The 23657-nt window shown below is 62.9% G+C and carries 21 protein-coding genes and 4 pseudogenes; 7 read left to right on the forward strand and 18 right to left on the reverse strand.

What is annotated here, in order from left to right; all coding sequences use genetic code 11:
- Positions 1-167 precede the first annotated feature (167 nt).
- From BVER_RS14540 to BVER_RS14545, 3 genes and pseudogenes are all read right to left on the reverse strand, one after another.
- Positions 168-1637, reverse strand: a pseudogene (locus BVER_RS14540) (M20/M25/M40 family metallo-hydrolase).
- Between the two features lie 118 nt (positions 1638-1755).
- On the reverse strand, positions 1756-2007 hold the full coding sequence (locus BVER_RS35600; RefSeq protein WP_083452192.1) for a penicillin acylase family protein: 252 nt from the start codon (positions 2005-2007) through the stop codon (positions 1756-1758).
- The gene (locus tag BVER_RS14545) at positions 1965-4109 is read right to left on the reverse strand and encodes a penicillin acylase family protein (RefSeq protein ID WP_083452193.1); all 2145 of its coding nucleotides are present in this window, start codon (positions 4107-4109) and stop codon (positions 1965-1967) included. Before BVER_RS14545 ends, BVER_RS35600 begins: the two co-directional genes overlap by 43 nt.
- Positions 4110-4178: 69 nt before the next feature.
- Between BVER_RS14545 and BVER_RS30180 the strand changes: the two genes are divergently transcribed.
- Both BVER_RS30180 and BVER_RS14550 read left to right on the forward strand, forming a co-directional pair.
- Positions 4179-4337 (forward strand): oxidoreductase-like domain-containing protein, encoded by a 159-nt coding sequence (locus tag BVER_RS30180; protein ID WP_370444257.1) that lies wholly within the window; start codon positions 4179-4181, stop codon positions 4335-4337.
- Positions 4338-4432: 95 nt separating this feature from the next.
- Positions 4433-4933: a DUF1993 domain-containing protein gene (locus tag BVER_RS14550; RefSeq protein ID WP_050453913.1), complete on the forward strand. Its 501-nt coding sequence runs from the start codon at positions 4433-4435 to the stop codon at positions 4931-4933.
- Between the two features lie 3 nt (positions 4934-4936).
- Here the strand turns inward: BVER_RS14550 and BVER_RS14555 are convergent, their stop codons facing one another.
- The 3 genes and pseudogenes from BVER_RS14555 to mprF all read right to left on the reverse strand — a co-directional run bounded on the left by BVER_RS14555 (position 4937) and on the right by mprF (position 9322).
- Positions 4937-5320, reverse strand: a complete 384-nt coding sequence (locus tag BVER_RS14555) for a VOC family protein (protein ID WP_050453914.1) — start codon at positions 5318-5320, stop codon at positions 4937-4939.
- 45 nt (positions 5321-5365) lie between these two features.
- On the reverse strand, positions 5366-6709 hold the full coding sequence (locus BVER_RS14560) for a virulence factor family protein (RefSeq protein WP_050453923.1): 1344 nt from the start codon (positions 6707-6709) through the stop codon (positions 5366-5368).
- A pseudogene (gene mprF / locus BVER_RS14565) lies at positions 6706-9322 on the reverse strand (bifunctional lysylphosphatidylglycerol flippase/synthetase MprF). The gene BVER_RS14560 and the pseudogene mprF overlap by 4 nt, the downstream one beginning before the upstream one ends.
- Positions 9323-9719: 397 nt before the next feature.
- On the opposite strand from mprF, the gene BVER_RS14570 reads away from it, so the two are divergent.
- Positions 9720-10178, forward strand: a complete 459-nt coding sequence (locus BVER_RS14570) for a hypothetical protein (protein ID WP_198155263.1) — start codon at positions 9720-9722, stop codon at positions 10176-10178.
- Here the strand turns inward: BVER_RS14570 and BVER_RS14575 are convergent.
- Together BVER_RS14575 and BVER_RS14580 are read right to left on the reverse strand one after the other, a co-directional pair.
- Positions 10106-10639 (reverse strand): hypothetical protein, encoded by a 534-nt coding sequence (locus BVER_RS14575; RefSeq protein ID WP_232316552.1) that lies wholly within the window; start codon positions 10637-10639, stop codon positions 10106-10108. The genes BVER_RS14570 and BVER_RS14575 overlap by 73 nt on opposite strands.
- 155 nt (positions 10640-10794) lie before the next feature.
- The gene (locus tag BVER_RS14580) at positions 10795-11490 is read right to left on the reverse strand and encodes a response regulator (RefSeq protein ID WP_050453915.1); all 696 of its coding nucleotides are present in this window, start codon (positions 11488-11490) and stop codon (positions 10795-10797) included.
- A 197-nt stretch (positions 11491-11687) separates the two neighbouring features.
- Between BVER_RS14580 and BVER_RS33855 the strand changes: the two genes are divergently transcribed.
- The gene (locus tag BVER_RS33855) at positions 11688-11888 is read left to right on the forward strand and encodes a hypothetical protein (RefSeq protein WP_232316554.1); all 201 of its coding nucleotides are present in this window, start codon (positions 11688-11690) and stop codon (positions 11886-11888) included.
- Complete coding sequence (locus BVER_RS33860; RefSeq protein WP_232316555.1) at positions 11869-12144, forward strand: response regulator; 276 nt, start codon at positions 11869-11871, stop codon at positions 12142-12144. The genes BVER_RS33855 and BVER_RS33860 overlap by 20 nt, the downstream gene beginning before the upstream one ends.
- 115 nt (positions 12145-12259) lie before the next feature.
- Here the strand turns inward: BVER_RS33860 and BVER_RS14590 are convergent, their stop codons facing one another.
- The 8 genes and pseudogenes from BVER_RS14590 to BVER_RS33865 form a co-directional block, all read right to left on the reverse strand.
- Entirely contained in the window at positions 12260-13219 is a 960-nt protein-coding gene (locus tag BVER_RS14590) for an aldose epimerase family protein (protein WP_232316556.1), read from the reverse strand.
- 47 nt (positions 13220-13266) lie between these two features.
- Positions 13267-14172 (reverse strand): ABC transporter permease, encoded by a 906-nt coding sequence (locus BVER_RS14595; protein ID WP_050453916.1) that lies wholly within the window; start codon positions 14170-14172, stop codon positions 13267-13269.
- The gene (locus BVER_RS14600) at positions 14172-15038 is read right to left on the reverse strand and encodes an ABC transporter permease (protein ID WP_050453917.1); all 867 of its coding nucleotides are present in this window, start codon (positions 15036-15038) and stop codon (positions 14172-14174) included. Before BVER_RS14600 ends, BVER_RS14595 begins: the two co-directional genes overlap by 1 nt.
- The gene (locus tag BVER_RS14605) at positions 15035-16111 is read right to left on the reverse strand and encodes an ABC transporter ATP-binding protein (RefSeq protein ID WP_050453918.1); all 1077 of its coding nucleotides are present in this window, start codon (positions 16109-16111) and stop codon (positions 15035-15037) included. Before BVER_RS14605 ends, BVER_RS14600 begins: the two co-directional genes overlap by 4 nt.
- 104 nt (positions 16112-16215) lie before the next feature.
- Positions 16216-17394: an ABC transporter substrate-binding protein gene (locus tag BVER_RS14610; protein ID WP_050453919.1), complete on the reverse strand. Its 1179-nt coding sequence runs from the start codon at positions 17392-17394 to the stop codon at positions 16216-16218.
- 308 nt (positions 17395-17702) lie between these two features.
- Positions 17703-18652: pseudogene (locus BVER_RS14615) on the reverse strand (dihydrodipicolinate synthase family protein).
- 144 nt (positions 18653-18796) lie between these two features.
- Entirely contained in the window at positions 18797-19489 is a 693-nt protein-coding gene (locus BVER_RS14620) for a FadR/GntR family transcriptional regulator (RefSeq protein ID WP_050453920.1), read from the reverse strand.
- A 151-nt stretch (positions 19490-19640) separates the two neighbouring features.
- Positions 19641-21650: a YadA family autotransporter adhesin gene (locus BVER_RS33865; protein WP_050453921.1), complete on the reverse strand. Its 2010-nt coding sequence runs from the start codon at positions 21648-21650 to the stop codon at positions 19641-19643.
- Between BVER_RS33865 and BVER_RS33870 the strand changes: the two genes are divergently transcribed.
- The gene (locus BVER_RS33870) at positions 21598-22476 is read left to right on the forward strand and encodes a hypothetical protein (RefSeq protein WP_232316557.1); all 879 of its coding nucleotides are present in this window, start codon (positions 21598-21600) and stop codon (positions 22474-22476) included. The genes BVER_RS33865 and BVER_RS33870 overlap by 53 nt on opposite strands.
- A gap of 101 nt (positions 22477-22577) precedes the next feature.
- Here the strand turns inward: BVER_RS33870 and BVER_RS35945 are convergent.
- Positions 22578-22739, reverse strand: a pseudogene (locus tag BVER_RS35945) (hypothetical protein); the annotation flags it as partial.
- Between BVER_RS35945 and BVER_RS35240 the strand changes: the two are divergent.
- Positions 22711-22845: a hypothetical protein gene (locus BVER_RS35240; RefSeq protein WP_269750769.1), complete on the forward strand. Its 135-nt coding sequence runs from the start codon at positions 22711-22713 to the stop codon at positions 22843-22845. The pseudogene BVER_RS35945 and the gene BVER_RS35240 overlap by 29 nt on opposite strands.
- 146 nt (positions 22846-22991) lie before the next feature.
- On the opposite strand, the gene BVER_RS35950 is transcribed toward BVER_RS35240, so the two are convergent.
- Positions 22992-23138 carry an ESPR domain-containing protein gene (locus tag BVER_RS35950; RefSeq protein ID WP_198155264.1) on the reverse strand — a complete coding sequence of 49 codons (147 nt, stop codon included), beginning with the start codon at positions 23136-23138 and terminating at the stop codon, positions 22992-22994.
- Positions 23139-23657 lie beyond the last annotated feature (519 nt).

The raw sequence follows: 23657 nt of genomic DNA on the forward strand, positions 1-23657 counted from the left end.
CCACGCTTCCTCCCCACGGTCGGTCGCCCTTCCGCAGTTGCGCTTCACTTCGCTCGCTGTGGTCAACTTGCCGCGCGACTTGCACCCGCAAGAGTGCGCCCATGCTGGGCGCACAAAAAAAGCCCGCATCAAAGCGGGCTTCCTTTCGATCAGAAGCGCCGCGGCTTTCAGGGCGCGCTGGCGATGACTTCCGCCACCGCCGCCGTCAGCTTCTTGGCGAACAGCACGTCGAGAAACTCGTTCGGGCCATGCGCGTTGGACTTCGGGCCGAGCACGCCGACGACCATGAATTGCGAACGCGGAAAGCCTTCCTTCAGCGTGTTCATCAGCGGAATCGTGCCGCCTTGGCCCATGAACGCGAGGTCCGCGCCGAAATGACGGCGCGATGCATCGTTCATCGAGCTGGCCAGCCACGGCGCCAGGTCCGGCGCGTTCCAGCCCGTCGCCGCGCCCGCTTCGGGCTTGAAGACGACCTTCGCGTTGTACGGCGGATCGAACTCGAGCAGCGACTGAAGTTTGCCGATGGCATCCGTCGCGTCGACGAGCGGCGGCAGACGCAGCGACAGCTTGAACGCCGTGCGCGGCGCGAGCACGTTGCCGGCATCCGCGAGCGACGGCAGACCGGCCGCGCCCGTCACCGTCAGCGACGGACGCCAGGTCGAATTGATCAGCGCTTCCCTCGGATCGGTCGTGGTCGGCAAGACGCTGCCGCCGTCCTGACCGCAACTCCACGGCAGTTTCTTCCAGACATCGTCGCCGAGAATTTGCGCGGTCGCTTCCGCCTCGCGCAGACGCTGCGACGGAATCGCACAATGAAAATCCTTCGGCAGCAGATTGCCGGTGGAAGCGTCTTCGAGCCGTTCGAACAGTTGCCGCATGATGTGGAACGTCGACGGCGCGATGCCGCTGTAGCCGCCCGAATGCAGGCCTTCTTCGAGCACCTAAATTTCGAGATCGCCCGCGACGAGCCCGCGCAGCGACGTGGTGAGCCACAACTGATCGTAATTGCCCGCGCCCGAATCCAGACAGATGACGAGGCCGACGTCGCCGAGCCGCTCGCGCAGCGCATCGACATAAGGCAGCAGATCGTAGCTACCCGATTCCTCGCAAGTCTCGATGATGCCGACACAGCGCGGCCGTTCGACGCCCTGCGCATCGAGCGCCGCCAGCGCGACGATGCTCGAATAGGTCGCGTAGCCGTCGTCCGCGCCGCCGCGACCGTAGAGCTTGCCGTCTTCGAGCTTCGGCGTCCACGGACCGAGATCGGTGCGCCAGCCTTCGAATTCCGGCTGCTTGTCGAGATGGCCGTACAGCACGACGGTTTCCGTGCTGCCGGAGCGCGTGGCGGGCGCTTCGAAGAAAATCACCGGCGTGCGGCCGGCGAGACGGACGATCTCGACTTTCAGTCCCTTGACGGTCTGCGTCTTGATCCAGTCGACCGCATCGGTGACGACGCGTTCGATAAAGCCGTGCCGCGCCCAATCGGCGTCGAACATGGGGCTTTTTGCGGGCACCGCGATGTAATCGGTCAGTGCGGGCACGATTTCGTCGTTCCATTTACGGTCAACGAATTCGCGCAGCGTGGCGGAGTCGAGACGCACCGCCTCTTCGTGATGAGTGCTGTCGCCGGTTGTCATGAGCGTGTATCCATGCAGGGCAAACCTCTATGATAGACGGGTTTCGCCGCTCGCTCGACCGGCCGCGCACATCGCGCCGTGATTTGGCGCGATTTTTTGCGATGTGCCGCGACGCGCGCTATTTCGCGCCCGCCGACGTGCCAGACACCACCACGCGCGATACCGCGGCATCGGAATCGATCGCCTGATCGGTGAACGGAAAGCGCTGCCAGCGTTTCGCGGCGAATGCGCGGGTCGCGTCGCCGGAATGCGGCGAGGCGGGATCGTCGGATTCGGAGTGCGACAGCATCGTGTCCGCTTCGACGCCGCTCGCGCCCGCGCCGAAACTCACGATCTGCACATAGCTGTCGCCCTGCCCGGCCGGTTCCATCGGATAACCCTTGTTGTCCAGCGGACGCCGCGCGCAGACGATCGTGAAATAGCCTTGTTCGTCGCAGCCGCCGAACAGCGGCACGCGCGCGCCGTTGCGCGTGGTGTAGAGGATGTCGCCGCGCGCGAGTCGAGCGCGAAGCCGTTCAGCGACAGCGCCGCGCCGCCGAGCGCCTGCCGCAAGTCCTGCACGACGCCGGGATTGTCAATATTGAAGCCGTTCGGCGTGTTCAGCGGATGTTTCGGATCGAAGCTCGTCGCGAACAGGCGCTCGGGCGCGATCTTCGTCACGCGCGACCAGAACTCGTCCCATAGATTCGCGCCGCGCGCGTCGATATCGGCGGTGCCGTTCCAGTTGCGCAGCACTTCGCAGGCATCGCGCAGATTGCTTTGCGCATCGTTGAGCGTGCAGACGGCATCGAGCAGCGGTTTGCGATAAAGCTGCTCGGACATCGAACCGGTTTCGAGCACGGCCGATTCCAGCGCGTCGCGCGTGATGCCGCCCGGCGCGCGTTGCAGCCGCGCCGCCAGCAAATGCCCGTAGCGCGTGCGCAGCGACTGCTCGACCTGCGTCGCGCCCGCCACGCGTGGATAACCCGTCAGCGGCGCGTTCGCGTTGGTGAGCCAATAACTGTCGTTGAAATTGCCGACATAATCGCCGCGCACGACGCTCGGCAACTGATCGACCGGCAACGCGCCCGGCTGCGCGCTTGCCGGATCGACGCGCCACGCGCAAGCGCTTTTCGAGCCGTCGAGGAACGGCACGCCCGACACGCGGCTTGCGAAGGCGCGGCTGATCGGCGTCGTGCAGGCATCGGCGAGCGTATCGGGCACATCGGGAATCGGGCCGATATCGCCGAAATACACGCGCGCGTCGTTGCGGCCGATCGCGAAAGTGTTGACGAAGGGCATCGCCGCGTAACGCTTCTGGATCGCCATGAAATCGTTGAGCGAACGCGCCTGATTCCACACGAAAAAGTTCTCGAAGGAACGCACGTTGTCCGCGTTGACGTCGCGCAACGCGAAGGCGTGCTGCGGACTCCAGGCGAGCGCGGGCGCCATCGTCGAGAGATCGATCACCGGGCCGTAACGCGTGCGGAACAGCGTGCGCGTGACGGTTTCGAGCGAGCCATCGGCGCGGCGCGCGCGCACGGAAAGCGTGACGGGCGTCATCGGTTCGGTCTTGCCATCGACGACGTAGCGAGTCGGATCGGCGGGATCGAGCGTCAACTGGAAGATGCCGAAGCGCCGCGCGCTCGACACCGTATGCGTCCACGCGACATTCTCGTTGAAGCCGAGCACGATCAGTGGCACGCCGAGAAACGCCACGCCCGCGACGTTGACCTTGCCGGGAATTGTCAGTTGCGCCTGATAGAAACGGTCCGGGCCGCGCCAGAACCAGTGCGGATTGCCGAACAGGATGCTGCGATGATCGCTCGTGATGGGCGCGCCGAACGCCAGCGCATTGCTGCCGATGCCCGGTTGATCGCCGATGGGAAAACGCAGCGCGTCGTCGGCGGACGCGCTCAACGCGGGCGGCGCGGGCACGCGCGGCGCGTCGGGGGCTTCGGGCGCATCGTTGTCGCCACGCGGCGCGCTCGGACGCGGCGGATGCGCCGCCGCGATCGCCTGCGCGAAACGCACCGAACCGCCCGCCATGTTCGCGGCGATCAGGCGTCGGTACATATCGTTCGAATCGATTTTGGCGACCCACGGCTTGCCGCGGCAGGCGGCGTGCGCGTCGGGGAATTTGCCGTCGTCGAGATCGGCGAGATAGCGGTCGTAACCTGCCGCGAATCCGTCGATAGTCGCGCGCAGCTCCGGCGATTGCGCCGCGCGATATCGCTCGACGACGGCGCGGTCATCGACGAAGCGGAAGAAGAAATCGGCGTCGAGATTGCGCGGCTGGCCGAAGGTCGAGTTGGCGGTCGGCCGCGCGTCCGGGCCGAAGTGCTCGGCGCGCTCGCCGCGATAGGTGACGAAGCCATCGGCCAGCGTGCACAGGTTGTCCTGCGCCTGCGCGTAACCGAAGCCGAAGCCGAAGCCCAGGCTGCCCCAATCCGCCGCGCGGATATGCGGAACGCCGTCCTGGGTGCGGCGGATTTCGGCGCTGAAGGCCGCCTGGCTGGCATCGGCGCTGGCTGACGGCTGGTTCGGCGCGGACGCTGCCGAATTAGGCGGCGTCGCGCAACCGAACGACCGCTACCCGGCGAGTGCTGCCAGAGCGGCTGCAACCCGTGCGTCTTCGATCTCTACGACGAAGCGATGGCCCGCTACGAAGCCGATCTGGCCGCTTGGAAAGCGCGGCACGGCGAGCGGCCGGACGATTGAGCGCGTTCCCGGGCGCGGCGCTATGCTTGTCTCCCCTGTCGGCCGGCGTCGATCATGCGATGCCGGACTCAAATCAATTACACGGAGCACACTTCATGTCACTGACGATGTATCGCGCGTCGATTCCGGTTTTTATTCGCGGACTCGAAGTCTGCGGCGATCTGCTTGCCAAGGGCGCGAAATACGCCGATGAAAAAGGCCTTCCCCACGCCGAACTGATCAACGCCCGACTCGCGCCCGACATGCTGCCGCTGGTCGCGCAAATCCAGCGCGCGAGCGATACCGCGAAGTTGTCGGCGCATCGCCTGTCGGGCGTCGATGCGCCGAAATTCGAGGACAGTTTCGCGGCGCTTCAGGAGCGCATCGCGAAGACGGTGGCGTATCTGAAGAGCATCCAGCACGAATCGCTCGAAGGCAGCGATACGCGCACGATTACACTGAAGTTTCCGGACTTTTCGCCGTCGTTTTCGGGCGTCGATTATCTGTTCGGCTTCGGCTTGCCCAATTTCTACTTTCACGTCGCGACGACGCACGACATCCTGCGCCATCTCGGCGTACCGATCGGCAAGCGCGATTATCTCGGCCCGCTCAAGTGACGCTCAAAGGTATTCGGAAATCTCGATGAGATTGAAGTCCGGATCGCGCATATAGACCGACCGCAGTTTGCGCGTCGCGCCGGTCCGCTCGACCGGACCTTCGATGATCGGCACGTTCATCTGCCCGAGCCGTTCGATCACCCGATCGAGCGGCACAGCGGCGATGAAACACAGATCGAGTGCGCCGGGCGCGGGAATATGCGCCTTCGGCTCGTATTCCTTGCCGCGCACGTGAAGGTTGATCTTCTGATTGCCGAACCGGAACGCCATGCGGCCTTCGCCGAAGGTTTCCAGTTCCATTTGCAGCACGTCGACGTAGAAGCGCTTGGTGGCTTTGACGTCGACGCAGGTAAGCACGAGATGGTCGAGGTGATCGATCAGGGACATGCCGGACTCCTTGTGGGATGTGCGGACATGGTACTGCAAGGGGGCTTACGTCTTCTTCGCCTCGATCTGCTTACGCCAACCCGCGAGGATGCGTTTGGCGAGCGCATCGTAGTCGCCGCCGAAGTGATGATCGCCCGGCAGTTTCACTACTTCGATACCCGTCTTCGTCAGCGCCGGGCACAGCGTGTCTTCTTCCTTCTCGCCGTAGATACACTGCACCATCGCGGGCGGCAGCTTGGCGAATTCGGGACGCACCTGAAGCGCCTTTTCGCTCGCCGGCATGCCGAGCCAGCCCGTCACACGAATCTGAAAATCCGCCGAGGGCGAGAAGCCCATCAGCGAAATATACGAGACGTCGTCGCGCACATCGGCGGGCAGGCGATTGTAGGCGAACGGCATCACGTCCGCGCCGAACGAGTAGCCGAGCAGCGCCACGTGGCTCGTGTGCCAGCGCGCGTTGTAGGCGCGGATCACGCGGGCGATATCGGTCGCGGTCTGTTGCGGCGTCTTCTCGCTCCAGAAGTAACGCAGCGAATCGATCCCCACGACCGATACGCCATCGCGTTGCAGCGCGAGCGCCATCGTCTTGTCGAGATCGCGCCAGCCGCCGTCGCCGGAAATGACGATCGCCAGCAAATCGGTCGGCTGTGCGGCGCGCAGTTCGATCAGCGGCAGATCGGAGACATCGCCTTCGCGGGCCGAGGTGGTCTTCTTCGGCTGCGATGCCGCCGTCGCCACCGCCGCCGCTTCCGGCTTCTTCAGATGCGGCGCGGTCATCGCGACGATGGCATCGGCCTTCGTGCGGACCGTTTCGAGCACGGCCGTGTATTCGAAGAAGCCCGGCAGGCCCTTCGCGTGGGTGATGGTCGTATCCGGCGCGCACGGATTGAAACGCGCGTCGAGCATCGGATCCGAGCCGAGCGACACCGCGCCCGCGACCGTATTGTCCGGCGCCTGCTTCAGCGAGCTTTCCGCGACGATCGCGCCTTGCCCCGTGCCGATCAGAATCGGCGCGAAGTAATGATCGGACTGCACGGTGCGTTCGAGCTGATGGCTCATGTTTTCCGCATCGCCGACCAGGTTATGGCATTCCTTCTCGGACTTGTCGGCCTTGAGACGCTTGGCGTATTGCATCGTATCGACGCCGATCACCATCGCGCCTTTGGCGGCGAGCGCGTCGGCGGCTTGCTGATCGGCCGCGTTCCAGCCGCTCTTCTCCGAGAACAGCACGGCGAAACCGGTCATGTCGCCGACGGGCTTCGTCAGCGCGACCTGACCGTAGCGGCCGCCGGGAATCTTCTCGACGGCGTGGGTGTCGGCCGCGTGGGCTGCGTTGAACATCGCGGCACCAGCCAGCGCCGCGAAAAAGGTCTTGCTCAGGAATGTCATGAACGCCATCCACCCGCGAGAAGCGAGAGATCTGCCAAAGTGAAAAATACGCCGACCGAACCGGACGCCGCCAGATAACGCGGCTCCCAGCGCGGCTGGAACTTGCTCTTGAATCCGCGCAGACCGCGGAAATTATAGAAACGGCCGCCGAAGCGCCACACCAGCCCGGCCAGACGATGCCAGTGCGATGCCAGCGGCGTCGGCTCCATGCCCGACAACGGCGCGATCCCCAGCGACAGCGACTTGAAACCCGCTTCCTTCAGATGCAGCGCGAGCTTGGTAAAGAGGTATTCCATCGCGTACGGCGACGCGGCCGACACATGGCGCATCACGCCGACGGTCGCCTCGGTGTTCATGTCGGTCGTCATGAAGGTGACGAAGGCGACCGGCTCGCCCGCCTGACGCACCAGCAGCACGGATTGCGGCCTGATACTCGTCGTTGAACGCGGCGACCGAGAAGCTCTTTTCGCGCGCGGAACGGCTGTCGAGCCAGTCGTCGGAGATCGCGCGCAGAATCGGCATGCTTTCGACAATACGATCCGGGCCGATCACTTCGGTGTCGAAGTTATCGCGCTCGCCGCGCTTGAGCGCATAGCGCATAGCGCATAGCGCATAGCGCAGATGCGAACGGTGCGAGCCCTTCAGATCGAAGTCGGCCAGCGCGACGTGCGCTTCCTCGCCGAGCTTCATCAGCATGAGACCGGCGGCGAGGTACAGCGGCAGCGCATCGGCGCGAACCTGATAGAACGCGGCGCGGCCATTGTGGGCATGCGCGAGTTCGACGAACTTGCGGATCAGCGCGGCCCATTCGTCGCGCAGACCGACCGGATCGTGCAGCGCGGCCCAGGTGCGGCCATGCTTCGCGTACATCAGGAATGCCTGACGCGACTCGGAGAACAGGAAACTCTTGTCGCCCATCATCGCGAGGCCGGCGTCGCTGCGTTCCTGCGCGCGGAAAATGCGCGAGGCATCGGCGAGATCCTGCGGCGCGGGCTTGACGAAACGGCCCGCCGCCGGGCGCAACAGTTGCCACACGGCGAAGGCCGAGGCGAACACGCCGGCCGCCAGCGTCGCGCGCAAGGCACGCGGGGCGCGCTCGTCGAACGCGAACTGCCACCACAGATCGGTCTGATACGGCACGTCGCGGAAGGCGAAGAACATGATCCACGTCGCGACCGCCATCACCATGCCGATGGAAAACAGCCAGGTCATCGTGAAGCGCTCGGCGAACAGCGACGAACGGCGATTGAAGCGCTCGCGCGTCGCGATCAGCAGCACGACGAGGAACGCCAGCACGCCCACTTCGACGAACGCGAGACCCTTCGCCAGCGACAGCAGCAAGTTGGCGACAGCGAGACCGATGGCCAGCCACCACGCGGCGTCGAGCCAGCGCATCAGACCGCGCGCGACGAACAGCAGCAGCACACCGAGCACCGAGCCGAGCAGTTGCGAGCTTTCCAGCACCCACAGCGGCACGATGATCTGCAACAGCGCGATACGCATCTTGAACGCGGGCGTCGCGCCGGAAATGACGAGCATCGAACCGGCGGCGAAGGTCACGATCGACAGGAACACCGGCGCGAGTTGCGAAACATTGTGCGGATTGAGGAAGGCGAAGCGGCCTTTCAGCGCGCGGCCTTCGAACACGGCCATCACGCCGGCCGACAGGATCAGCGGCAAGCCGAAGTAGATTGCGCGGTAAGCCAGCAGCGCGGCGAGCACGTCGGGCGTTTGCACGCTGCCGCCGAGCGCGAACACCATCGCGGCTTCGAACACGCCAACGCCGCCCGGCGTATGGCCGATCATGCCGAGCAGCATCGCGGCGGAGAACACGGTCATGAAATCGGCGAAGGAAACGTGCGCGCTCATCGGCAGCAGCGCCCACAGCGCGAGGCCCGCGCCGAATACGTCGACCACGGCGAGCGCGGTCTGCGCGACGAAATCGCGGCGCGTCGGGATCGTGAACGACAGCCACTTCACGCGCGATTGCAGCGTGCGTTGCTCGCGTCCGCAGACGATGACCATCGCGACGAACACGCACAACAGCGCCGTGCCCGCGGTTTCGAGCATCGCGGGCGAGAGGCGCATCATGCCGGAGAGCGTATCGGCGGAGAACACCATGCCGACGGCGGTCGTGAAGGCCAGCGACAGCGCGAGCGTCGCGCCGGTGAAGATCGACAGGAGGCCGACCTGCGCGGGCGTGACTTCCGCCGCGCCGTACACACGACAGCGCACCGCGCCGCCCGTCAGCGCGCCAAAGCCGGTGACGTTGCCGAGCGCCGAGCCGACGGTCGCGCCGACCCACAGCAGCGAGCTCGGCACTTTCACGCCGATGTGGCGCAAACCGATAAAATCACGCCCGACCAGCGCCGCAAAGCTCAGTGCGGTGGCGAACAGCGCCGCCGCCCAGGCCGCCGGCGTGGTGATGCGCAGCGCGTGAATCACGGACTTGTAATCGACCGCGCGCGAAAGATGCTGGAACACGATCAGCAGCAGCACGCCGACGAGGACCGTCAGCGCGGGCGCGACGAGGCGCTTGATATCGAAGCGGCCCGTGGCGCTGGCGGGCGAGTACACGGCGCGAAGCCGAGCGACCAACTGTGTGCGAGACATGCGTTCTTTAGAACTGGCTCGCGCTGTTTCCGGCATTCAAACCGCCGACGACAGCGCTCATCGTTGTGATCAGGGTGAAACCTGCGCCGTTGAAGCGCAATTTTTACGGCTTTCGCCGTTCGCGCCCCACGCCGTACAACTGGCTTCAGGGCTGGAAACGTCTGTATAACGGCGATGGTTGACGCGACTTTATTAATATTGAGACAACTACGGATCGAAAGCTTCGCGGCAGGGAAAAATGACCGGAATCGCCGCCCGGCAAGGCATCGCGAACCGTTTTCCATGCTTTACGATTTGTCAGATAACGATTCGTTCCGCGTTTGTCCAGACGAATCGGCGAAGCAACCGGTGTCGGGTGCAGAATTTAAGTGGAAACTGCAGAGAAAGGTATAGGAATATGACAAAAAAACTGAAAACGAAGCTGACCGTCGGCCTGACGGCCATCGGCGCGATGATCTTGACGGGGTGCATATCGACCGAAGATGCGCTCTTGAAGTCCGTACCGGTCGGCTCGGGTGTGTCGCAACGCCTGCCCTACGATTTCATCAAGTGCGTGAAGGCGAAGTGGTTGCCGCTGGACCCGCGCGTCCGCGAATATTCGATGAGCGCGGATTCGCAGGCGGTGTCGATTCCCGGCAAGGGATACGCGAGCCAGTCCGTGGTGCTGGCGGTGGCGCAGCAGTCGGCCAACGGCACCGGCTACACGATTTACGGCGATATCGCAGTGGCGAGCCGCTTCGTCACGGCCGCGCACATGCGACTGATTCCGGGTGGCCGAAAGGCTCAGGACGCGGGTTTGACGCCGTCCATGTCCACACCCGCCATATGCGTGCCGACGACGCGACCGATCAGGTAGCCGTCGGACGCGCAGGCGTTGGTGCGCTCCTTGCCGTCCCACTGGATCTTGTACTGATCGTCCTGCGAGTGCACGGCCGACGCGTCGAACTTGCGCTTGGCGCTCTTGCCGCCGGCATTGCGCGCGTCTTCGCTGACGAGACGGTTCCAGGTCAGCGCGTAGCCGTAGCGCACGCCATCGGCGAAGGCGTCGTAATCGCAGACTTGCGACGGCGCGGTCGCCTTAACCGTCCGATGAAAGCCGCCGGAGCTGCCCACCACGATGCGCTGCTCGCCCGGCGCGGGTTTGAACGGCGCCGCTTTGGCGACCTGAGCGGCCGACGCAGCCGAAGCGGCGGCGGCCGCGTCCGTATCCGCGTTCTGTTGCGGAAGCGGCGCGCATGCGCCGAGCACCAGCGCCGCCGCGACGACACCCGCCGCGCGCGCGTCGTGCCATTGTCTGAATATCGACCAGCGATTCACTAAGGCGATTCCTGTCTAAAGAAATAATCCGAGCGATACCTTACCACTCTCGCCCAATCTCTCGGAGTTTTCCGCAGACAGAAGGCAACCATAAAACAGAAAACGCGGACATCCTTACGGACGTCCGCGCCACATGTATTGCCGAATAGTGTCGCTCAGGAAGCCGACGATGTATGGCTCGTCGGCATCTCGATGCCGCGTCGCGCCATCTCCACGATCAGGAAGGTGCGACGCGTGACGTGAAAGCGCGCGAGCAGATCGCTCGAATACTCTTTCGCCGTGTTTTCGCTGATGTTCATCTTCCGCGCGATCGCCTTGTTCGACAGACCTTGCAGCAGATAACGCAGCGTTTCCTTCAGTCGCGGCGGCAGCTCGAGCGATTCGATGGTCGGACCCGCGTGCGTCGACATCGGCTTTGGGCTATGACCGCCCTTGCCGAGCACCGTGTTGGGCAGATAGACGCGACCGCTGAGGATCGTCTTGAGCGCTTCGCGGAAGACGCTTGCGCCCTGCTCGCTGCCCTTCGAGATGAACCCGCACGCGCCGTTCTTGATGCATTCGAGCACCGTGTCGCGGTCGTCCTGCGCCGACAACATGATGGTCTGCACCTCGCGCTCTTCCTCGCGAATCCAGTTGAGCAAATCCATGCCCGTCGTCTGGCCTCGCAAGTGGTAGTCGAGGAACATCAGATCGTAGGTATTGGCCGAGAGCTTCGCCTTCGCCTGCTCGAACCCATCCGCTTCGTCGATTTCGAGTAAGGGCTCGTTCGCCAGAATGAGGCTTTTCATCGCGCTCCTGGTCAGCCCCTCGTCCTCTACGAGCAATACATTTTTGAAATAACCATTTTCCATATCACTTCCCCGAGAACGGTTCCGATATTACGCGTGCTCCGATTGACTTCCACCCTCCTTTCGAAGGGATACATTCGGCAGTCCCCCAAAATCGGCGAATCCCCCCTACCCGTGCCGGGTTTAGCCGAAAGCACGGACGGTCAAAAATAGTTGCATCAAATCAACCAATACAACCACTTAAAAACCTGGAGGATGAGATGTCAAGCCGTCAAGCCGACAACGAAAGCGCGTTCGCGTTGTGGCGCATCAAGCGAGTCGAAGCGGGCGATTCGTCGCGCCGCGTTCTGATCGGACACAAGGACAAGTCGGTCGGGGAGTTCCTTGCGGTCCAGCTTCGTCTGAAGGGCTTGGACGTCATTCATTCACAGGATTTGGTCGGTGCGCGCATTGGTGCATAACTGGGAGCCGCAGGCGCTGCTGCTCGACACCACGCTAGACAGCGAATCCGGCTACGTGTTCCTGCGCAACTTGCGCATGGACGCCGATCTCACCGGAAAACTGCTCGTGGCGATGAGCAATGTCTGGCCCGCCGATCCCGTGCATTCGCTGAAGGAAGCCGGTTTCGACGCGCATTTTCGCCGGCCGTGTTCGACCTGGCGCATCGTGAAACTGGTCGAGGCGTTCTTCTCGACGCCCAGCTCCACGATGCGCTGAAACTTCAAACGCCTATCGGAGGCGCCGCCATGAACAAGGATGTCTGTCTCGTCGTACGTGGCGTCACGCCCGCCGCATCGTCGCGCTGCTGCGCGGGACGCGCGCGCATCCCGGTTCAGGCGCGCGTCGAGGCGCGGATCAGGCGCAGGCGTCGGCGTGCCGGTCCGGGCGCGCGGCGACTGGCCATCGAGAGCGACGCCGACGTTTCACTACCTGGCCGCATGAAGGCGATGCCGGTGCCGGGCAAGCCCTTCGCGTCGAGATTGAAGCCGTCGCTGACATGCGAAACCGGCTCGACGCACAGATACCCCGCGCCCGCCGGACAATGCACGACGACATGGTTGAGCATGCCGTCGGCTTTGAGATCGAGCGCGCGGCCATCGGCGTAACGCAGCGTCGCGCGGCCGTTCCAGCCGCTCAGATAACGCGTATAACCCTGATCTTCCCGGCGATGCTCGCGCACCGGCGTTTCGTCGGTCGGCTCGATGGCGATTTCGCCTTCGTGACGCCAGAGCGTTTTCGTGTCGAGCGAGGCATCGACGGCGGCGAAGTACGGATGAAAGCCGAGGCCGATCGGCATCACGCGCGACGAGCGATTGATCACGCGCATCGACAGACGCGCGCCGTCGTCCGTCATTTCGATGGTCTGGATTGCTTCGAACGCCCACGGCCAGCCGTGCTCGCCCGCGCGATGCTCATAGCGCATCTCCACGACATCCGCCTCCCGACGCTCGATGCGCCAGTCCGCGTATTGCCCGAAGCCGTGCAGCGCGTGCGCCATCGACGGGAACGCCGCGAGCCGCACGGTCTCGCCGTCCGGGCCGGGAAAATGCGAGTCGCGCACGCGATTGGAAAACGGCACCAGCGGATAGCTGCCGCCTTTGGGCCACGCATCGGCAGGCCAGCTCGTCTGATGGATCGGGGCGAGCCAGTCATGCACGCCCGACGCGTCTCCCGTAAAGAAGCGCGTGATGCGTCCGCCCGCCGACGGCGCCAGCTCGATGGCATGCGCGCCGCGACGGATCACGACACGCGGCTCGGCCTTCAGTTCGAATACTTCGCGAGTTTGGGTCACTACTTGGCTTCTGATGAAAGTTACCGGGTCCGCGACTATATCGCCAATCATTGACGCTGTTCCTTCACACGCGATACCAGTTGCGTCGGACTGACGAATTGCAGCGCGATCAGCACCCAGACGAGCGTGATGACCATGTAGATCATCGCCATTGCATCGATGGATTGCGGCGCGCGCACGCCCGTCGAGAACACCGCGTAATACAGCGCGACGACCAGCGTCTGCGTGGTCGGCCCGGCGGTGAAGAACGTCAGCTCGAACATGCCGATGGTCCGCACCAGCACCAGCAAGCCCGCCGCGAGCATGCCCGGCACCAGCAGCGGCAGCAGCACGTAGCGGAAATAGCGCGTCGTGTTCGCCCCGAAAATGCGCGCCGCCGATTCCAGATTCGGATCGATCTGCTCGATAAACGGCGTCATCACCAGAATCACGAAGGGCAGTGCGGGCACCAGATTGGCGAGAATCACGCCCGTCAGCGTGCCGGCGAGATGGACCTTGTACATGACCGTCGCCATCGGGATGCCGTAGGTGACGGGCGGCACCATCAGCGGCAACAGGAAGATCAGCATGGCGAAGCGCTTGCCCGGAAACTGCACGCGCGCGAGTGCGTAAGCCGCCGGCACGCCGAGCGCGATCGACAGCAGCACGACCGCGCCGACCACTTCCATCGTGACGAGCAGCACGCTCGACAACTGAAAGTCGCTCCACGCCTGCGCATACCAGTGCAGCGTGAAGCCCTGCGGCAGCAGCGTGCCGAACCAGTGCGTCGCCACCGAGTTCACCGCGACGGTCGCGATCAGCAGCAGCACGTTGATCAGAAAGAAGCCCATCGTCGCCCAGACGAAGCACTTCCACAGCTTGTCGCGCAGACTCGTTTGCTGTTTCATTATTTTGCCCGGCGATGCGGCGGGCCACGTCGGCGCAGCCTGATTGGCCTGGTTAGGGGAAGTCATCAGCCCTTTCCTCCCGTCACCGGACCGTTGTAGAAGAAACGGCGCGCGCCCAGCATGCCGCCGACGACCAGCAGTTGCACGAAGCCCATCAGAATCGCAATCGTCGATGCCAGCGAATAATCGTAGCTTTCGAACGCGGCTTCCGATGCGGCGATCGAAATAACGCGCGTCGGACCGGCCGGCGCGCCGAGCAGCACGGCCGACGGAAACACCGAAAACGCCTGCACGAACGAAAGACACGCGGTCATCGTCAGGCCCGGCAGCAACAGCGGCAAATAGATCTGCCGGAATTGCTGCCACGGTCCCGCGCCGAGCGTGGCGGCGGCGCGCGCGAGCGTCGGATCGATGCCCGTCACATAAGACAACGTCAGCAGAAACGCGAACGGAAAGCCCGACACGATCAGCGAGATCAGCACGCCCCAATAATTGTGCGTGAGGCGCACTTCGTCGTCGTAGAGATGCAGCGCCTGAATCGCCTGCGGAAACCAGCCGTGCGGGCTGAAATACGTGAGCATGCCGTCGGCGATCAGCACGGTGCCGAGCGTCACCGGAATGACGAGCAGCGTCGTCGCGAACTTCTGATATGGCGACGACCTGCGCAGCGCGAACGCGACCGGCACCGATACGCCGACATTGATGATCGTCGCGGGCACCGCGAGCTTGAGCGTGACGATGATCGTCGGCCACATCGACGTATCGGTGAAGAACGTGATGTAGTTGGCCCACGCGCTGCCGCCGTTCATCGGATTGAAGCTGAGCATCAGGCCGTAGGCGAACGGATAGATGAACAGCGCGACGATAAACAGCAGCGCGGGCGCGACGAGCCAGCCTTTCGGATCGCGCGGCTGTGCGGGCAGCGCGATCATTTGTCTTCTCCATACACGAGCGACTTCGACGGCGCGACGCGCAGCGAAATGCGTTCGCCTTCGGTGCATTCGCCCGCGATCCGCGCCCATAGCTTGCCGAATGCCGTATTCACGATGATCAGCGAATCGCGCCCGCCGTATTCGACGACTTCGACGTGCGCATCGAACGCGTTTTGATCCGTAGGCGACGCGCGTTCCATATCCTCGGGACGCAGCGCGATCGACACGCGCTTGCTGTCGAATCCTTCCATCGGCGTGCCGAGCAGACGCACGCCGTTCGCGTTCACCGCGACGCACTCGCCCTGCGTGCCTTCGAGCGTGCACAGCACGACATTCCGAAAGCCCATGAATCGCGCGACATGCAGGTTCTTCGGCCGCGCATAGACTTCCTTCGGCGACGCGACCTGCTGCACCACACCCTCCTTCATCACGACGATGCGATCGGCCATCGATAGCGCTTCGTCCTGATCGTGCGTCACGTAGATGGTCGCGCGCTCGAGCTTGCCGTGGATGCGCCGAATCTCCGCGCGCATCTCGATACGCAGCTTGGTGTCGAGATTCGACAGCGGTTCGTCCATCAGCACCAGCGGCGGTTCGATGACAATCGCGCGTGCAATCGCCACGCGCTGCTGCTGACCGCCGGACAACTGGCCCGGCAACTTGGCATCGTGTCCGATCAGTTGCACGAGTTGCAACGCGGCCTTCGCGCGCTTCATCGTTTCCGCCTTCGACACGCCCTGCATCTTCAGACCGAAACCGACGTTATCCAGCACCGACATATGCGGGAACAGCGCGTAATTCTGAAACACCATGCCGAAGCCGCGCTTCTCGGGCGGCAACACGTCGATGCGTTTTTCGTCGAGCCAGATGCCGCCGCCCGACAACGGCTGCAATCCGGCGATGCAATTCAGCGCGGTGGATTTGCCGCATCCCGATGGCCCGAGCAGCGCGATAAATTCGCCGCGCTTGATGTTCAGATCGAGTCCCTTCAACGCGGCAAGCTGCTGTCCTTCCGCATTGGTGAAGCTGCGCGACACCGAGTCGAGGCGCAGTTGTTCGAAAGTGTGTTTCATGGCGATATTCCGCGCTTATGTGCGTTTTGTTGCGCTTTATTGCGCAAGCGGCGACGTCCCTCGCAAGGAACGTCGCCGTCTTTATGCCGACTTCGGGCCGATGCTTACTTCGTCTTCTGCGCGCCGATTTCGCGGTCCCACTTCTGGAACGCGGCAACCATCGCCTGCGCATTCAGCGGCAACACATGCGGACGATCCGCGAGCAGCTTCGCGTATTCGGGACGGCCGAACTTCTGAATGACTTCCTGACTCTTCGCGGGCGCCATGCTCAGCGGCACATCCTTCACTGCCGGGCCGGGATAGAAGTAGCCGTCGTCATACGTCAGGGCCTGCTGCGCCGGCTCGAGCATGAAGTTCATCAGCTTGTAGAGCACGTCGAGCTTTTCCTTCGGCACGCCCTTCGGGATCACCATGTAATGCGCGTCGTTCACCCAGGTCATGTTGTCGAACGCGGCGACCTTGAATTCCGCCGGGACGATGCCGAGCGCGCGCGGGTTGATGTCCCAGCCCGTCACGGTGACGGTCATGTCGCGCGTGCCTTCGCCGAGTTCCTTCATCACCGCCGACGTGCCGCCCGGGTAATACGGGATGCAGTCGTTCAGTTGCTTGAGGAAGGCCCAGGTCTTGTCCCAGCCGTTGATCGGATCAGTCGGATCCTTGTCGCCGAGCACGTACGGCAGACCCATCAGGAAGGTGCGGCCCGGGCCGGAGTTGGCCGGACGCGCGTAGATCAGCTTGTTCGGATGCGCCTTGCACCACGCGAGCAGTTGATCGGGCGTCTTGGGCACGTCGGTGTCGGTGACTTTGGCCGGGTTGTATTCGAGCAGCGGCCCGGCGGGCATATACGTGACTTCCAGCCCGTAACCCTGCGCGATGTCCTGCATCTTGCGCGGGCCGGGCGCGTACTTGTCGAGCACACCGGGGAAGGCTTTCGACTGATCGGGCAGCAGTTTTTCCCACAGACCTTGCTGGATGCCGGCGGCCAGCGCATCCGTGCCGGTCACGACGAGATCGATATCCGATCGGCCTGCCGCCTGCATCGCCTTGATCTTGCCGGGCAATTGCGGCGCGGGCGCGTTGGTGAAGGTGATGTTGGACACGAGCGCCGGGTACTTCGTCTTGAAGGCTTCAAAACCCTTCTGCGTCAGTTGCAGATTGCCCGCGACATCGACGATGTTGATCGATACGGGATCGGCCGCACGCGCCGCATACGACGCGAACGCCGCGCCCACGGCGACGCAAACCGCCGCCAGTTTGACCGACAGTCTTGCCTGGAAAGCCATGTTGTCTCCTCACTTCTCGCGCCGCCGGTGATCGATCGGCCCGGCTGCTTTGTCGTTGGTATATCGATGCTCGGGTATTGCCCGTTCCCTTGCGACTGCTTCCGGAAACTGAAAAATAGCTAACGGAATCATCGTATGTCAAGCAACCGGAAGCGCCCCGGGAGCGTTACCTGAACGCCTTCCGAGGGTGTTTTTCCATTCTGTGCGGGGCTTTGCGGAACGCGCTCGGGAGATACCCCGAGCGCGTGTTTTCGCGCTCGTTTAACCGCTTTTTCCTACGGTTTCCTTGACCGGTGACGCTTGACCGCCTACGCGGCCTGATTGGCGAACGATTGCTCGAAGTCGAGCAGCGCGCGGGCTTCGCGTTCGACGGCAGGCAGCGCGTCGGCGGGCGTGCCGCTGAGCAGCGGCAGAATCGGGCCCATATCGGCGATGCCGGAAAGCGTCACGGCATCGTGCAGGACGCGAATCAGCGAGATGCGATCGCGCAGCGTTTCGAGCGGCAAAAAGCGTTCGTGGATGCGATGCGCCTCGTCCATCCGGCCGGACTTGGCGGCATCGAGCGACGCCATCACCGCGTTCGGCGCGATGCAGCCGGAGCCGGTCGTCCACGAAGCCAGTCCGAAGTCGCGCAAATGCACGAGCGCGGGACGCTCGCCCATGCCGGACAGTACTTTCGACGCCGGCACAGAGTTCAGCAGACGACGCAACCACGGATCGTCGACGGGATTCGCGCGCACGATCGCGTACTTGACCGCGACCAGCGTGCCGTCGGCGACGAGCGCCGCGAGCGTGTCGACGTCCACGTAATCCTCGCTCTTGATATAGAGCGTGAACGGCATCCCGGCGATATCGCTCAGTCGTCGCAGACCAGTGGCGACGCCCTGTGGCGTGGTGAAGCCGGCGAGCGGCAAGACCATCGCGGTGCGATAGCCCGTCGACGCGAGGATGCGCGCCTGATCGAGCATCTTGCCGTAATCGGGCCCGATGGCCGGAATCACGCGCGTCTGCGGCGAAGCGCAATCTGACAATATGTCTAACAACTCGCGATATTCGCTCACCGCGACGTGATACAAGTTCGCGTTTCCGCCATAAAGAAGCGTGCGGACAGAAGCGTGCGGACGCCGCCCGCTTCCATATGCGCGACGAGTCTGCGATTTTGCTCGACGTCGAGCGAAAAGTCGGCCTTGCGCGCAAGCGGCGGCACGGCCATGACGGATGTGGACAACTCGGATTCGGTGATCGGCTGCGTGTTCATGGGATCTCGGCAAAAAGTGTTTGACGGTCGGATGCAGAGCAAAAGTAGCAATTGCATCCGAAGTTGTCAAACAACTTTGACTGTTATCCGAGGGTTTCCCATTGGTTTCGCGATCAGTCGTATGACCTCTTTCGCCTGAACGGGCTAATCGCCGAACATACGTTCCAGCGCGTTTTCGATATGCGCTTTCATGGCGCGACCGGCGCGCGCGGGATCGCGATCGTGGATGGCATCGAGCACATCGCGATGTTCGCGCTGCACGAGTTGCTGGCGTTCGAGCGTTTTCACGAGCGACAAACGTCGCGAGAGATTCATGCTGAACATCACCTGCTCTTCGATGAAGGTCAGCACGGTAATGAAGAACTGGTTTTTCGACGCCCGCGCGACGGCGAGATGGAACGCGAAATCGTCCCGCGCGCCGATACCCTGCTGCGACTCGACGATGCGCTCCAGCGCGTTCCACGCGTCCTCGATTGCGCGGATATCGTCCTCGTCGCCCTTGATGGCGGCGAGTTCCGCAGCGCCCGCTTCCGTGACGACGCGAAATTCGTAGCAACGGCGGATATCGGACAGGGTTTCGAGCGGCGCGAAACGCCGCACGTCCGGATCGGGACGCCGCCCGACAACCGTCCCGGAACCGCGCCGCGTCACGATGATGCCATCGGCGCGAAGCCGCGCCAGCGCCTCGCGCACGGTGGGACGCGAGGTGGCAAAGCGTTCCGCGAAAGCGTGTTCCGTCAGAAGGCGATCGCCCTCCTTGAACTCGCCTTCCATGATGCTGTTGAGAATGTCGCTATAGATGCGATCGGCCTGGCCGGACGGCTTGCGCTCGTTCATGTTCGCGCTGTGACGTGCTTGTCAGGACGGACAATTGTAAGACAGATTTTCAGCTCGACGAGCGGCGGAAGCGCAATCGGCCGCGCGAAGGCGGCCGATCTTGACCAAGCAGCATCAACCGCCCCGTTTGCACGGAGCGGTCAGATCATGCTTACCACTGATAGCCCGATCCGAAGACCACGCCGACGCTGCCGTAGCTGCTCGTGTTGCCGGACAGCTTCACGACCCAGCGTGCGTCGTTGGTGACGTACGACACGCCAATCGCCGCGCCCGTCGCGCCGGCGAAGCGCGAAGCCGCTGCCGCGACCATCGTCTTGCCCGGCGCGGTCGGTTGCGGCAGACCCGCCACGGCCATCGCCGATGCAATACCGCCCCACGCCTTGCCCGCGACGTCGTTGATCTGCGACTGAACGCCGGAGATACGGGCATCGGTATAGCCTTGCGATTGCGCCTTCGCGAGATCCAGTTGACGGACGTTCACGGCGTCGGTCGCTTGCGTGCCATCCGCCACGTTGACGATCTGACGCTCGCTGCCCACGGAGCCGACGGACACCGTGTTCGAACGATCGGCCACGGAGTTCGCGCCCAGCGCCACCGAGTTGTCGACGGTGGTGACCGCGTTCGCGCCCATCGCGGCGAAGTGCGTGCCGGTCGCGCTGGCAGCTTCCGTGTTGCGATCGCCCTGCACCGCGATCATCGGATTGCTGTTTTCCGCGATATTCGTCACCGCGCCGATGGCCGCGTTCAACTGATCGACGTTCACCGCATCCGTGCCGACCGTGCCGACCGAGACGTTGTGGATGGTCGTGGCCGACGAGCCGTCGCCGAACGTGACGCTCGAATAGTTCGTCGAGCCATCGGCGTTGTGATCGTAGGTGACGGCCGTGTTGGCGGTGCCGTTGCCGTTGATCAGACCCGACGATTTCAGTTGCGACACGTTGACGGCATCGGTGTCCTGCGTACCGGCCGCCACGTTCGTGATCTGGCGTTCCGCGCCCGCCGCGCCGACGGAGACCGTGTTGTCGCGGTTGGCCACCGAGTTCGAACCGATCGCCACCGAGTTGTTGGCGATCGCCTGCGCGTTACCACCGATCGCCACCGATTCCGCGCCCGACGCCGACGAATCGGCCAGCGTCGAATTGGCGTGGAAGTACTTGATGCCGCCGCCGTTGATCGTGCTCAACGTCGTGTTAATGACGCTGATGTCGCTGGTGTTCTGCGTGACGCGACCGTCGAGGTTGTACAGCGCGCCGCCGACGCTGTTGAAGATCGAGCCGTCCTTGAACTCGTAACTTGCCGTGACGGAGCCGTCGGAGTTCACGGTCGAGTTGCCGCCCAAAGCCGCGGCCGTGTTCGATGCCGCGCCGAACAGTTGCGCGCCGTTGATGGCGTCGCCGCTGGTTGCGCTGACTTCGCCTGCCGCGACGTTCTTCAGCGTGACCGGCGCGTCCGGGTTGCCGAACGTCACCTGCGTGTGCTCCGGATTGTCGTACGTCACGACATTGGCGACGCTGGTCGAAATCGACTGCTTGAGTTGCGACACGTTCACCGCGTCGGTGTCGTTCACGCGGGCAGCGACATTTGTGATGCGGCGTTCGGTGCCCGCGTCGCCCACGGACACGGTGTCGGCTTCGCTTGCCACCGAGTTCGAGCCGATAGCGACCGAATTGTCCGCGTTGGCCTGCGCATTGCCGCCGATCGCGACCGATTCGGCACCTGCCGTCGTCGAATCCGCGAGCACGGAATTGGCGTGGAAGTACTTGATGCCGCCGCCGCCGTTGATCGTGCTCAGCGTCGTGTTGATGATGCTGATGTCGTCGGTGTTCTGCGTGACGCGGCCATCGAGGTTGTACAGTGCATCGCCGACATTGTTGAACGTCGAACCATCGTCGAACTTGTAGCTTGCCGTGACGGTGCCGTCCGCGCTCACGGTCGAGTCACCGCCCAGAGCCGCGGCAGTGCTCGATGCCGCGCCGAACAATTGCGCGCCGTTGATCGCTTGGTCGCTGGTTGCGCTGACCTCGCCCTTCGCGACGTTCTTCAATGTAACCGGCGTGCCGGGGTTGCCGAACGTTACCTGCGTGTGGTCCGGATTGTCGTACTGAACCGTGTTCGAGAGTGCGACGGAGAGCGAGCTGATACCGGTCGACAGAGATGTCATGCCGGTCGAGGTCGACAGCGAATTGACGCTGGACGACAACGAGCTCATGCCAGTCGAAGTCGAAGTCGACAGCGTATCGACGCTGGACGAAAGCGAACTTACGCTGCTCGACATTGAGCTGACATTGGTCGACAACGAACTCATACCCGTCGAGGTCGAAGTCGACAGTGTATCGACGCTGGACGAAAGCGAACTCACGCTGCTCGACATCGAGCTGACGTTTGTCGACAACGAACTCATGCCAGTCGAGGTTGAAGTCGACAGCGTGTCGACGCTGCTCGAAAGCGAACTTACGCTGCTCGACATCGAGCTGACGTTAGTCGACAACGAACTCATACCCGTCGAGGTTGAAGTCGACAGCGTATCGACGCTGGTCGAAAGAGAGCTCACGGTCGATGACATCGAGCTGACGTTGGTGGACAACGAGCTCATGCCCGTCGAGGTCGACGTCGACAGCGAACTCACGCCGCTGGAAAGCGAACTTACGCTCGACGAAAGCGAACTCATGCCCGTTGAGGTCGAAGTCGACAGCGAACTCACGCTGGACGAAAGCGAGCTCATGCCCGTCGAGGTCGAAGTGGACAGCGAACTGACGCTACTGGACAGCGAACTGACGTTGGTCGAAAGCGAGCTGACGCTCGTGGACATGGAACTCACACTTGTCGACATCGAGCTCACGCTAGACGAAAGCGAACTCATGCCGGTTGAGGTCGATGTCGACAGCGAACTCACGCTCGAGGACAGTGAGCTCATGCCCGTCGAAGCCGAAGTCGACAGCGAAATCACTTCACCATCCAAACCAATTAAAGCGCTACCCACGTCGTGATACGTCCCGCTCGACAACGAATAGGTCGGCGCATTGATTCTAGCCGCGCTTGCGTTGACCGATGCGCCACCGCCCAGGATCGATGCAGTAGTGGAAAGCGTCCCATAGAGCTGGCTACCGTTGATTGCGTCCGAGCTCCCTCCGGACACAGTCCCGCTTGGCAAACCGGTGATCTTGTTGCTGTTCATGTTCAGTGTGGTGCCGCTGCCAACGACAATGCCAGTCTGACTCAGCGTGAAGATCGGCCTGCCGCCCACGCTCATCACGGTATTGGTGCCGGAATCGATCTGGACGGTGCTGCCTCCCATCTGGAGTGATCCGTCAGTGCCGGCGACGGAATACGCCACCATCGCGCCGTTACCGTCGTAGGCCGCAAATCCGGCACCCATGTGGCCGGTGCCGTCGCACGACGCGCCATCGGTCGACAGTGTGCCTGGCGCCGCAGAGCTTATGCACGTCGGATCGTTGGAGTCCTGCCCCAGAATCCCGACAGCATAGCCATCTGCCGGCCCTGCCTACGTGCTACCCGCAACCAACCCCACCGCGCACAACGCGACCATTTCAGCCCGCTTTGCCCTTTTCCCCCTGGCTTTGGCGTTTTCGGATACCACCGTCCAGCATCCCAAACCCTCGCTCCACACCACACGATACATCTTGTTCATGCACTCACCTCTTGTCTCGGTTCGCAACGTTTAGTCAGAGTTGAGAAAGCTGTCCGGACTACGTTTCGCCGCGCCTTCAATCAAAATCAAGAAAGGCGACAGGCGAAAACGCCGTTCATCGGCAGACTCGCTCGAGAATCTGACTAAACTTTGTTATGGCATCCGAACTTATTATTCAGATGGTCCAGTTCAATCAATTTGGATACTTAATTGCTTTTAATCGACAAACATCAAGTAACCAATTGCGACCGAGATTTTTAGTTAGATATACGACAATTTATATTCTCTGAATCCTAAATATTTGAGTTTGTTTGTCAGATACCGGTGAACAATTTCAATTGACCTTCAAAGTGCTGAGACTTTGAGCACCGAACGAAAACGGATGAAACAATGATCGGGATAGGGGCAGGCCTCGCGGCCCGACCCCTCCCACACCACCGTGCGTACGGGTCCGTACACGGCGGTTCGGATCAGTTGATCGGCGCTGGACCGACCGACGGCAGGCCCAGCGAACGGAAG

It is taken from the genome of Candidatus Burkholderia verschuerenii (assembly GCF_001189365.1).
GTDB lineage: Bacteria > Pseudomonadota > Gammaproteobacteria > Burkholderiales > Burkholderiaceae > Caballeronia > Caballeronia verschuerenii.

Excerpts from the sequence above, each read along its gene's own strand:
- BVER_RS14595 (WP_050453916.1), bottom strand. The coding sequence starts at position 14,172 with ATGACTTCCCCTAACCAGGCCAATCAGGCTGCGCCGACGTGGCCCGCC.
- BVER_RS35950 (WP_198155264.1), bottom strand. The coding sequence starts at position 23,138 with ATGAACAAGATGTATCGTGTGGTGTGGAGCGAGGGTTTGGGATGCTGG.
- BVER_RS14570 (WP_198155263.1), top strand. The coding sequence starts at position 9,720 with ATGACAAAAAAACTGAAAACGAAGCTGACCGTCGGCCTGACGGCCATC.
- BVER_RS14560 (WP_050453923.1), bottom strand. The coding sequence starts at position 6,709 with ATGACATTCCTGAGCAAGACCTTTTTCGCGGCGCTGGCTGGTGCCGCG.
- BVER_RS14600 (WP_050453917.1), bottom strand. The coding sequence starts at position 15,038 with ATGATCGCGCTGCCCGCACAGCCGCGCGATCCGAAAGGCTGGCTCGTC.
- BVER_RS33865 (WP_050453921.1), bottom strand. The coding sequence starts at position 21,650 with ATGACATCTCTGTCGACCGGTATCAGCTCGCTCTCCGTCGCACTCTCG.
- BVER_RS14555 (WP_050453914.1), bottom strand. The coding sequence starts at position 5,320 with ATGTCCCTGATCGATCACCTCGACCATCTCGTGCTTACCTGCGTCGAC.
- BVER_RS14550 (WP_050453913.1), top strand. The coding sequence starts at position 4,433 with ATGTCACTGACGATGTATCGCGCGTCGATTCCGGTTTTTATTCGCGGA.
- BVER_RS35600 (WP_083452192.1), bottom strand. The coding sequence starts at position 2,007 with ATGGAACCGGCCGGGCAGGGCGACAGCTATGTGCAGATCGTGAGTTTC.
- BVER_RS14580 (WP_050453915.1), bottom strand. The coding sequence starts at position 11,490 with ATGGAAAATGGTTATTTCAAAAATGTATTGCTCGTAGAGGACGAGGGG.
- BVER_RS33855 (WP_232316554.1), top strand. The coding sequence starts at position 11,688 with ATGTCAAGCCGTCAAGCCGACAACGAAAGCGCGTTCGCGTTGTGGCGC.
- BVER_RS14610 (WP_050453919.1), bottom strand. The coding sequence starts at position 17,394 with ATGGCTTTCCAGGCAAGACTGTCGGTCAAACTGGCGGCGGTTTGCGTC.
- BVER_RS14620 (WP_050453920.1), bottom strand. The coding sequence starts at position 19,489 with ATGAACGAGCGCAAGCCGTCCGGCCAGGCCGATCGCATCTATAGCGAC.
- BVER_RS14605 (WP_050453918.1), bottom strand. The coding sequence starts at position 16,111 with ATGAAACACACTTTCGAACAACTGCGCCTCGACTCGGTGTCGCGCAGC.